Annotated in this window: 8 protein-coding genes; 5 read left to right on the top strand and 3 right to left on the bottom strand. The window is 69.6% G+C overall.

The features are described 5' to 3' along the window. The coding region (locus Q1V88_RS04290; RefSeq protein WP_300678347.1) for a citrate synthase 2 at positions 1-1,056 on the bottom strand (1,056 nt) is incomplete at its 3' end. Positions 1,057-1,167: 111 nt separating this feature from the next. Here Q1V88_RS04290 and pdxH point away from each other — a divergent pair. The 3 genes from pdxH (at position 1,168) to Q1V88_RS04275 (ending at position 5,652) form a co-directional block, all read left to right on the top strand. Next, positions 1,168-1,812 (top strand): pyridoxamine 5'-phosphate oxidase, encoded by a 645-nt coding sequence (pdxH, locus tag Q1V88_RS04285; RefSeq protein ID WP_300678344.1) that lies wholly within the window; start codon positions 1,168-1,170, stop codon positions 1,810-1,812. Between the two features lie 67 nt (positions 1,813-1,879). Then, the gene (locus Q1V88_RS04280; RefSeq protein ID WP_300678343.1) at positions 1,880-3,613 is read left to right on the top strand and encodes an ABC transporter ATP-binding protein; all 1,734 of its coding nucleotides are present in this window, start codon (positions 1,880-1,882) and stop codon (positions 3,611-3,613) included. Then, entirely contained in the window at positions 3,613-5,652 is a 2,040-nt protein-coding gene (locus Q1V88_RS04275) for an ABC transporter ATP-binding protein (protein WP_300678340.1), read from the top strand. Before Q1V88_RS04280 ends, Q1V88_RS04275 begins: the two co-directional genes overlap by 1 nt. A 3-nt stretch (positions 5,653-5,655) precedes the next feature. On the opposite strand, the gene Q1V88_RS04270 is transcribed toward Q1V88_RS04275, so the two are convergent. Continuing rightward, positions 5,656-7,755 (bottom strand): beta-propeller domain-containing protein, encoded by a 2,100-nt coding sequence (locus Q1V88_RS04270; RefSeq protein ID WP_300678338.1) that lies wholly within the window; start codon positions 7,753-7,755, stop codon positions 5,656-5,658. Then, the gene (locus tag Q1V88_RS04265; RefSeq protein ID WP_300678335.1) at positions 7,752-8,267 is read right to left on the bottom strand and encodes a SigE family RNA polymerase sigma factor; all 516 of its coding nucleotides are present in this window, start codon (positions 8,265-8,267) and stop codon (positions 7,752-7,754) included. Before Q1V88_RS04265 ends, Q1V88_RS04270 begins: the two co-directional genes overlap by 4 nt. Before the next feature lie 173 nt (positions 8,268-8,440). On the opposite strand from Q1V88_RS04265, the gene Q1V88_RS04260 reads away from it, so the two are divergent. Both Q1V88_RS04260 and Q1V88_RS04255 read left to right on the top strand, forming a co-directional pair. Then, entirely contained in the window at positions 8,441-10,042 is a 1,602-nt protein-coding gene (locus Q1V88_RS04260; protein ID WP_300678332.1) for an MDR family MFS transporter, read from the top strand. Beyond that, positions 10,039-10,476 (top strand): MarR family transcriptional regulator, encoded by a 438-nt coding sequence (locus tag Q1V88_RS04255; protein ID WP_300678329.1) that lies wholly within the window; start codon positions 10,039-10,041, stop codon positions 10,474-10,476. Before Q1V88_RS04260 ends, Q1V88_RS04255 begins: the two co-directional genes overlap by 4 nt. The last annotated feature ends 21 nt before the right edge of the window (positions 10,477-10,497 follow it).

Raw genomic sequence — 10,497 nt, 5'->3', positions numbered from 1 at the left:
GCCGGTGTAGAGGGCGGAGGGGCGGATCAGGCGCCCGGTGGTCTTCTGCTCGAGGATGTGCGCCGACCAACCGCCCGTGCGAGCACAGGTGAACATCGAGGTGAACATGTTGGCCGGCACGTCGGCGAAGTCGAGGACGATCGCGGCCCAGAACTCGACGTTGGTCTCCAGGACACGGTCGGGACGGCGCTCGCGGAGCTCGGCGAGGGCGGCCTTCTCGAGGGCCTCGGCGACCTCGTAGCGCGCAGCGCCGAGCTCCTGGGCGGTGCGACGGAGCACGCGGGCGCGGGGGTCCTCAGCGCGGTAGACGCGGTGACCGAAGCCCATCAGGCGCTCGCCGGAGTCGAGCAGGTTCTTCACGTAGGCACGCGCGTCGCCGGACTTCTCGACGTCCTCGATCATGCCGAGCACGCGGGACGGCGCGCCGCCGTGCAGTGGGCCGCTCATCGCACCGATGGCGCCCGACAGGGCAGCAGCGACGTCGGCGCCCGTGGAGGTGATGACGCGAGCGGTGAAGGTGGAGGCGTTCATGCCGTGCTCGGCAGCCGACGACCAGTAGGCGTCGATCGCCTTGGCGTGCTTGGGGTCCGCCTCGCCGCGCCAGCGCAGCAGGAACTTCTCGGCAAGGGTCTGGCCCTCGTCGACGACGCGCTGGGGTACGACGGGCAGGCCGAGGCCGCGCGCGGACTGACCGGCCCACGCCAGCACCATCACGGCGGCGCGGCCGAGGTCCTCGCGGACCTTCTCCGGGGTCGAGTCGTAGGAGTAGGTGAAGCCGAACGCGGGCGCGAGCTGGGCGATGGCGGACTGCAGGTCCACGCGTACGTCGCCGGTGTGGACCGGCAGCGAGAACGCCTCCGCCGGAGCCAGGCCGGGGTCGAAGGTGCCGTCGACCAGCAGGCCCCAGACCTTCTCGAACGGCACGCGCCCGGCGAGCTCCTCGATGTCCACGCCGCGGTAGCGCAGTGCTGAGCCCTCCTTGTCCGGCTCGGCGATCTGGGTCTCGAAGGCGACGACGCCCTCGAGTCCGTCGTGGACGACAGGTGAGTCAGGCATGGATGCTCCTGGGTTGTGCGGACTCGTGCGAAGACAGTGCAAAGACAACGGGAAAGCCTTCGGCATTCTGCCCCAGGTGGGCGCGAAGCGACATGGCCTAGGGTCAAGGGCATGGAGCATGACCTCTCTGCCCTGCGTCGGGACTACGCCGCAGGAGGCCTCCGGGAGTCCGATCTGGCCCCCGATCCGCTGACCATGTTCGAGCGTTGGTATGACGACGCGGTCCGTGCCGGGATCCACGAGCCCAACGCCATGGTGGTCGCGACCGCCACCCCCGACGGCGTCCCGTCGAGCAGGTTCGTGCTGCTGAAGTCCTTCGGCCCCGAGGGGTTCGTCTTCTACACCAACACCGCCAGCCGCAAGGGCGCCGAGCTCAGCGCCAACCCGGCGATCGCGCTGCTCTTCCCCTGGCACCCGCTGGAGCGTCAGGTCCGGGTCGAGGGCACCGCCGAGCCGTTGGAGCGGGCCGAGGTGGACGCCTACTTCGCCGTACGACCGCGGGAGTCGCGACTCGGGGCCTGGGCCTCGCACCAGTCGCAGGTGGTCGTGGGGCGCGAGGATCTGGAGGAGTCCTATCGGGCCGCGGAGCAGCGCTTCGTCGGGGTCGACGACGTCCCGACTCCGCAGGAGTGGGGCGGCTACCGGGTCCGGCCGGAGGCGGTGGAGTTCTGGCAGGGCCGGACCGGGCGGATGCACGACCGCCTGGTCTACCGGCGTGCGGAGTCCGGCTGGCGCACGGAGCGGCTCGCTCCCTGACCGTCGGCGCCCGCGGGCGTGACAAATCTCAGTACGTCTTGTCGGTGAGGACCCGTACAGTCGCCCCGTGCTCTTTCGTGTCCTGAAGACCCATCTGGCGCCGTACAAGCGCTGGCTGGGTGCGATCGTCGTGCTCCAGTTCCTCAGCGTGGGCGCGCTCCTGTACCTGCCCGCGCTCAACGCCGACATCATCGACCGCGGTGTGGTCGCCGGGGACCAGGGCTACATCGTGAAGATCGGTGGGCTGATGCTGCTGATCAGCCTCGGCCAGATCGTCTGCTCCTCGACCAGCGTCTGGTGCGCCTCGCGGGCCTCGATGGGCTTCGGCCGCGACGTACGGCGGGCGCTGTTCCACAAGGTGGGCTCCTTCGGCGCCTACGAGGTCGGCACGTTCAGCGCGCCCAGCCTGATCACGCGCGCGACCAACGACGTCCAGCAGGTCCAGATGCTCGCGTACGTGGCCTGCTCGATGGCGGTCACCATCCCGATCACGATGGTCGGAGCGGTGCTGATGGCGCTGCACCAGGACACCCATCTGGCCTGGATCTTCGCCGTGATCATCCCGGTGCTCTTCGTCGCGGTGGGCATCATCGTGGTCGGGGGAGTGCCGTACTTCCGCAAGGTCCAGGAGCGGCTCGACGCCGTCAACCGGGTGCTGCGCGAGCAGATCACCGGCATCCGGGTGGTGCGCGCCTTCGTCCGGGAGCCGATGGAGCGGCAGCGCTTCGGCCAGGCCAACGACGACCTCACCGACGTCAGCCTCAAGGCCGGCCGGTGGATGGCGACCTTCTTCCCGGTGATGATGGTGATCGTCAACATCGCCTCCGTCGGGGTGATCTGGTTCGGCGGTCACCTGGTCGACGAGGGCACCATGCAGGTCGGTCCGCTGACCGCGTTCCTGTCCTACCTGATGCAGGTCATGATGAGCGTCATGATGGGCACGTTCGTGCTCATGCAGATCCCGCGCGCCAGCGTCTGCGCTGACCGGATCGCCGAGGTGCTCGACACCACGCCGAGCATCGTCGCCCCCGCCGACGGCGTCACCACGGCTCCGGTCCGCGGCGAGCTCGCCTTCGTCGACGTGGACTTCGCCTACCCCGGTGCCGAGGAGCCGGTGCTGCGTGACGTCAGCTTCACCGCCTCGCCCGGTCAGACGGTGGCGATCATCGGCTCGACGGGCGCCGGCAAGTCGACCCTGCTCAACCTGATCCCACGGCTCTTCGATGCCACCGCCGGCGCGGTGGAGGTCGACGGTGTCGACGTACGCCGTTGGGACGCGGCTGCCCTCGGGGCCAGGCTCGGCCTGGTGCCGCAGCGGGCGTTCCTCTTCTCCGGCACGATCCGCTCCAACCTGCAGCACGGCAGGCCCGAGGCCACCGACGAGGAGATCTGGCACGCCTTGGAGGTCGCGCAGGCGCGGGACTTCGTCTCAGCGCTGCCCGACGGGCTCGATGTCGCCGTGGTCCAGGGCGGCGGCAACTTCTCCGGCGGACAGCGCCAGCGGCTCGCGATCGCGCGGGCGCTGGTGCGCAAGCCGGAGGTCTACCTCTTCGACGACTCCTTCTCCGCCCTCGACCTCACCACCGACGCCCGGCTGCGTGCCGCGCTGCGGCCCGAGACCGTCGACGCCACGGTCCTGATCGTGGCCCAGCGGGTCTCCACGATCCGTGACGCCGACCAGATCCTCGTCCTCGACGACGGCCGGATCGTGGGGTCGGGCACGCACGCGAGCCTGCTGGAGGACTGTCCGACCTACCAGGAGATCGTCACGTCCCAGCTCACCGCGGAGGAGGCAGCCTGATGGCCGCGACGAACACGCCGCCGGCCGGCCAGAGCGGCGCGGGTGGCAAGCCCGGAGCGGGGAGTAAGCCCGGCGCGGGCGGCAACCTCAAGGCCACCGAGCGGATCCAGATGCAGGGCGGGCCCGGCCGTGGTCCGATGGGCGGCGGCCAGGTCGGGCAGAAGGCGATGACCTTCTGGCCCTCGGTGCGCCGACTGCTGGGCCGGCTGACGCCGCAGCGCGTCCCGGCGATCGCCGTGGTGGTCTTCGCCGTCACCGGCGTCGTGCTCAACTGCCTGGCGCCGCGGTTCCTGGGCCAGGCCACCGACCGCGTCTTCAGCGGTGCGATGGGTCGCACGCTGGACCCGCACCAGACGGTCGCGCAGATCGTGGCCGACCTGCATGCCCGGGGGCAGGACCGGCTCGCCGACGTGATCGGCGGGATGAACCACCTGATCCCGGGCAAGGGCGTCGACTTCACCGCGGTGGCGCACATCCTCGGCTTCGTGCTGCTGCTCTACGTCGGCGCGAACCTGTTCAACTGGATCCAGGGCCTGCTGCTCAACCGGCTGGTCAACCGGACCGTCCAGGAGCTGCGCAGCGACGTCGAGGACAAGCTCAACCGGCTGCCGCTGGAGTACTTCGACTCCCAGCCCCGCGGCGAGATCCTGTCCCGGGTCACCAACGACATCGACAACCTGTCGCAGTCGTTGCAGCAGACCATGTCGCAGTTGCTCACCTCGCTCACGACCGTCGTGATGATCCTGGTGATGATGCTGACGATCAGCCCGCTGCTCGCGGTGATCGCGCTGGTGTCGGTGCCGATCTCGATGTTCGTCGCCGGGCGCGTGATGAAGCGCAGCCAGGGCCAGTTCGTCGCCCAGTGGCGCGAGACCGGCAAGCTCAACGCGCACATCGAGGAGACCTTCTCCGGTCACGACCTGGTCCGCGTCTTCGGCCGCCAGGACGACGTCGAGAAGACCTTCGCGGTGCACAACGACGGGCTCTACAAGGCCGGCTTCAAGGCCCAGTTCATCAGCGGCCTGATCATGCCGATCATGATGTTCATCGGGAACCTCAACTTCGTCGCGGTCGCCGTCGTCGGCGGCATCCGGGTGGCGCACGGTGCGCTCACCGTGGGTGAGGTCCAGGCGTTCATCCAGTACAGCCGCCAGTTCAACATGCCGCTGACCCAGGTCGCGTCGATGATGAACCTGCTCCAGTCCGGTGTCGCGTCGGCTGAGCGGGTCTTCGAGCTGCTCGACGCGCCTGAGCAGATCCCGGATGCGGACGGGGCCCTACCCGCGGTGCGTCGTGGCGAGGTCCGCTTCGAGCACGTCTCGTTCTCCTACGACCCGGCCTCGCCGCTGATCCAGGACCTGTCCCTGGTGGCGCAGCCGGGCCAGACCGTGGCGATCGTCGGTCCGACCGGCGCCGGCAAGACCACCCTGGTCAACCTGATCATGCGGTTCTACGAGCTCGACGGCGGACGGATCACCCTCGACGGTGTCGATATCGCCAGCGTCCCGCGGGCCGAGCTGCGCGCCCAGACCGGCATGGTGCTGCAGGACACCTGGCTCTTCGGCGGCACCATCCGGGAGAACCTGCTCTACGGACGTCCCGACGCCACCGAGGAGCAGCTCCGGGCGGCGGCCGAGGCGACCTTCGTCGACCGGTTCGTGCACTCGCTGCCCGAGGGCTACGACACGGTCCTCGACGCCGAGGGCGGATCGCTCAGCTCGGGTGAGCGTCAGCTGCTCACCATCTGCCGGGCGTTCCTCACCGAGCCGTCGCTGCTGATCCTGGACGAGGCGACCTCCTCGGTCGACACCCGCACCGAGCTGCTGCTGCAGAAGGCGATGGCGGCGCTGCGCTCGGACCGCACCTCGTTCGTGATCGCGCACCGGCTCTCCACGATCCGTGACGCCGACCTGATCCTGGTGATGGAGGCGGGCCGGATCGTCGAGCAGGGCAACCACGACGAGCTGGTCGCCGCCGACGGTGCCTACGCCCGGCTCTACCGCTCGCAGTTCGCTGCGGCGACGGTCGAGGCCGAGTGATCCTCACTCTCCCGACGGTGCCGCGTGGTTCATCAGATCCGCGGGGTCCGTCGGGAGAGTCACGAACGACACCGACGTCGGCGTGACCAGGACGATCCGCCCGGACGTGGTCTGGAAGGTCCGCACCTGGCCGGCGTCGAGGTACTTCGTCGCCGCCCTGACGGGCACGGTCGCCGACGTCAGGTGTCCCGACGCGGTGTAGAGGACGGCCAGCACCACCGTGTTCCTGCGGGCGTACAGCGGGGTCAGCGCCACCTTCGTGTCCGGCAGCCAGGTGAAGGCCCGGGAGTCGTTGCCCACCGCGGCGTACGTGCCACGGTCGAAGCGGACCACGCCGTCCTTCGTCATCGCCGCGGGGTCGCTGACGTCGAAGAGGGTCGCCTTCGCGCGGCCCAGGATGCCGCTGACCCCGATGCCGAGCAGCTTCCCCTCACCCACCGGGTGCAGGTAGGTCGAGTAGCCCAGCGCCTTGAGGTGGGAGACCGCCCGCGGCCGACTCGGGTCCGAGAGGTCGATCGCGAACAGCGGGTCGGTCTGACGGTAGGTCACCACGAACGCAAGGTCGTCGAACCAGCGCACCGACTGCAGGCTCTCGCCCGGGCCGATCCCGCCGAGCTGCCCGATCCGAGTCAGCGTGGTCCCGTCGATCTTGAGTACGTCGATCTCGGTGCTCTCCCCGGTCATGCCGCGGAACGGCACCCGGGCCGAGGCGCTCGTCGGGGCGGTGGCGACGGCGAGCCGCACGGTGTCGCCCACGGCATCCATCGACCAGCGGTCCCGCAGCCGGCCGGTGACCGAACCCGACGCGATGTGGCGGGCGGTGATCCCGTCGAGGGCGAAGGCGTAGAGGTAGGTCTGGTTGCTCGACGCGATCGCGGAGCAGGTCTTGCAGTCCACCATCGGGGAGACGCTCCACCCCTGGTTGGCGAGGTACAGGTGGTCTCCGCTGGTGTAGACCAGCCGGGACGCGGTCGCGATCCCGACCGTCGACAGGGTCGTCGGGGCGGCGGCGTCGAGACCGACGATGCTCACCGTGCCGGGCGACATCTCGGCGTCGGGGAGGGCGACGGCGTCACAGTTCAGCAGTCGGCGGCTGCCGTGCCCGTCGTCGTACGTCGGCAGCCAGTCGTCCAGGGTGGTGTTGCGCAGCAGCGTCTTGTTGCTGGCCAGCGCCTGGGCGCGGGTCCGCTTCTTGGTCGGGTGCACGAACGGCAGGTCGGGCAGGTCGCTGGCCAGCACCAGGCGGACGGCGCTGCCGTTCTGCCGGACCGTCACGCTGGCGGCGGAGAAGGTGGTGGTCTGGGTGACCGTCGGCGCGGCGGGGTCGGCGAGCGAGACCACGATCATGCGGGTGCCGGTGCGGTACGGCCGGCCCTTCGGGGTGACGGTGTCGGTGCCGACGACGATCAGGGTCGAGCCGCTGAGCAGCATCTCCGGTGCTCTGATCCCGGCGAGCTGGAGCGTGCCGGTGCGGGCCGGCTCGGCCCCGGTGAGGTCGAAGACGTCCAGGGTGCGGCGATGCAGGCGGACCAGGCGGGTGCCGTCGCTCTTGGCGATGTCGGGCTCGTCGATGCCGGCCTCTTGGACGTTGGTGCCAGTGGCGGAGCCGGCGACGTTCTTCGCGGTGGAGGTCGCGGCCAGATCGGCGAGCCCCACGTCTCCGACCCCGCCGGCGGGACTCGGTATCGAGAACGCGGCGCTGCGCCGGGCGAACAGGCCGGTGAGTTCGGCATCGACCCAGCCTCCGTACGACCACCCCCACGCGGTCACCGCCGCCATCGCCCTGGTCTTGTACGACGCCAGCAGCGACTCACAGCTCGACGGGGCCTTCAGGCCAGAGACGAAGGAGACCGGCGAGGCGTCCGAGCCCGGCCCCGCACTCCCAGCGCCCCCGGACCCACCGGCCCCCAGCGGAACCGGTGAGGTCGAGGTGCCGAGCACGAAGGCGGTGGCCAGGGCTGCGGCCACCCCGGCGAACGAGACCGGCCGCAGGATCCGGCGGCGTCGGCGCGCGGCGCGAGCGAGTCGAGCCTGACGGACCAGGTCGGCGGTGCTGGGTCGGCGTACCGGAAAGTCGTCCCAGAGGTCTTCGAGCTTGGTCATCGGGTGCCTCCGGTGAGGTCGAGAAGGTGGGGGTCCGACGCGAGGCGGGCCAGGGAGCGGGAGAGCCGGCTCTTCACGGTGCCGGCGGCGATGCCGAGGGTGGCAGCGGTCTGCGCCTCGGTGAGCTGGACGAAGTAGCGCAGCACGACCACCTCGCGCTGGGCCCGGGGGAGGACCTCGAGGGCACGGTGGACGGCGTCGGCCATCTCGATCCGTGCGCTCTCGTCGGGGCCGGCCGGTCCGTGCGGATCCGGTGGGCTGGGCGAGCGCAGTCGCCACCACGACGTACGTTGGTGATCACGCAGGCAGTGCAGGAGCATCCGGTAGACGTAGGCGTCGCGATTGTCGGCGCCCGAGACCTTCTCCCAGCCGCGGTAGCAGCGGATGACGGTGGTCTGGGCGATGTCGTCGGCGTCGGAGGGGGAGGCGCCGAGGAAGACGGCGGCGCGCACCAGGCTCGTCCACGAGTCGTCGACGAAGGCCGCGAAGGCGCTCTCAGCCTGTGGTTCCACGTCGCTGCCTCTCGCTGCCTCGGGTAGTGGTGAGCAGGCAGAGGGCCGCCGCAGCCCGCGGGACTACTGCCTGCTCACCACCATGACGGAGTGACGAGGGTCTCAGGTTCCCAACCGCAGAAATTGGCTCTGACAAGTTGCTGAATGCAACCATCGAGACATATCGTTGACCTATGCAACAAACCAAGCAGATGTCTCACAAGGAGATCATGGAGGCACTCTCCGGCCTCCTGATCGCGATGTTCGTCGCGATCTTGTCGAGCACCGTCGTGACGAACGCCCTGCCGCGGATCGTCGCTGACCTCCACGGATCCCAGACCGGGTACACGTGGGTGCTCGTCGCCACGATGCTCGCCATGACGGCGACCACCCCCATCTGGGGCAAGCTCGCTGACCTGTTCAGCAAGAAGCTGCTCGTCCAGACCGCCCTCGTCGTCTACGTCGCCGGCTCCGCGCTCGCGGGTATGGCCCAGTCGATGGCGTGGCTGATCGGCGCTCGCGTCATCACCGGCCTCGGCGTCGGTGGCGTGATGGCACTGATCCAGATCATCATCGGCTCGATGGTCTCCCCGCGTGAGCGCGGCCGCTACTCGGGCTACATCGGAGCCTCCTTCGGTCTCGCGACCCTGGCTGGCCCGCTCGTCGGCGGCCTCATCGTCGACTCCCCGCTGGGCTGGCGCGGCTGCTTCTACGTCGGCCTGCCCTTCGCGATCGTCTCCTTCATCGTGCTGCAGCTGAAGCTCAACCTGCCCACGATCAAGCGCGACAACGTCAAGATCGACTACCTCGGTGCGACCTTCCTGATGGGTGGCGTCTCGCTGCTCCTGATCTGGGTCTCCCTGGCCGGCAGCAAGTTCGACTGGGTGTCGAGCACGACGGCGCTGATGGTCGGTGGCGGCATCGTCATCCTGGCGATCGCGGTCTTCATCGAGTCCCGCGCCGCGGAGCCGATCATCCCGCTGGAGCTGTTCAAGGACCGCACAATCACGCTGTCCACCATCGCCGCGATCTTCGTCGGTGTCGCGATGCTGGCCGGTACCACCTACCTCTCGGAGTACTTCCAGACCTCGCGTGGCATGTCTCCGACCCACGCCGGCCTGATGTCGCTGACGATGGTCGTCGGCCTGATGGGCACCAGCATCGTCTCGGGCCGTCTGATCAGCGCCACCGGCCGCTGGAAGGTCTGGCTGGTCTGGGGCATGGTCGCGGTCGTCGTGGCCGCCGGGCTGCTCTCCACCATCGACGGCACGACGTCGCTGTGGATCGTGGGCCTGTTCATGTTCCTCCTCGGCCTCGGCCTGGGTGCGACCCAGCAGAACCTCGTCCTGGCCGTGCAGAACAACGTCGACCAGGCCAACATCGGTGCCGCCTCCTCGATGGTCGCCTTCTTCCGGACCCTCGGTGGTGCCATCGGCGTCAGCGCGCTGGGTGCGGTGCTGAGCCACCGGGTCTCCCTGCACGTCACCGAGGGCGTCGGCGCCCTGGTCAAGAGCGGTGACGTCACGGCCCAGCAGGCCCAGGCCCTGGGTGGCGGTGGGGTCCCCGACCTCAGCGCGCTGCCGGCGAAGCTGGCCACCGTGTTCGAGCACGCCTTCGGTGAGGCGACCGGTCACATCTTCCTGTACGCCGTGCCGTGTGCCGTGATCGCTCTGGTCGCCGTCGCGCTGATCAAGGAGACCCGTCTGCGGACCACCCTCGACACGCTGAAGGACCCGGAGACCGAGCTCGAGCTCGCCGCTGAGCTCGAGATCGCAGACCTGGGCAGCAAGAAATGACCGAGCGCTCTGAGGGCCTGCGGGTGGTCGAGGCCGAGATCGGCCGCCTGGTCCGCCGCGTCAAGCGGATGATCGGCGAGCGAGCGGCCTCGGTCCACCCCGAGCTCCAGGGCATGTCCTACCTGATCCTCGGCTGGATCAAGCAGAACGGCCCGGCGCGGGCTTCGGCCATCGTGGAGGCGTTCAGGATCGACAAGGGGGCGCTCTCGCGTCACCTGCAGCACCTGGACGACCTCGGTCTCATCGTCCGCACCCCGGACCCCTGTGACGGGCGCGCCAGCCTGGTTGAGATCTCGACGGCCGGCAACGCCCGCATCACCGAGGTCGACGACGCGCAGCGCAGGCTCAACGAGCAGCTGCTCGATGACTGGAGCGTCGCCGAGATCGAGGAGCTGGGCTCCCAGCTGAAGCGTTACAACGCCGCGCTGGACTGAGCCCCGCTCGACGATCGGCCG

Source organism: Nocardioides sp. (genome assembly GCF_030150155.1).
GTDB lineage: Bacteria > Actinomycetota > Actinomycetes > Propionibacteriales > Nocardioidaceae > Nocardioides.
Note: the sequence above shows the minus strand (reverse complement) of the source record. Positions and strands in the feature narration are given on the sequence as shown.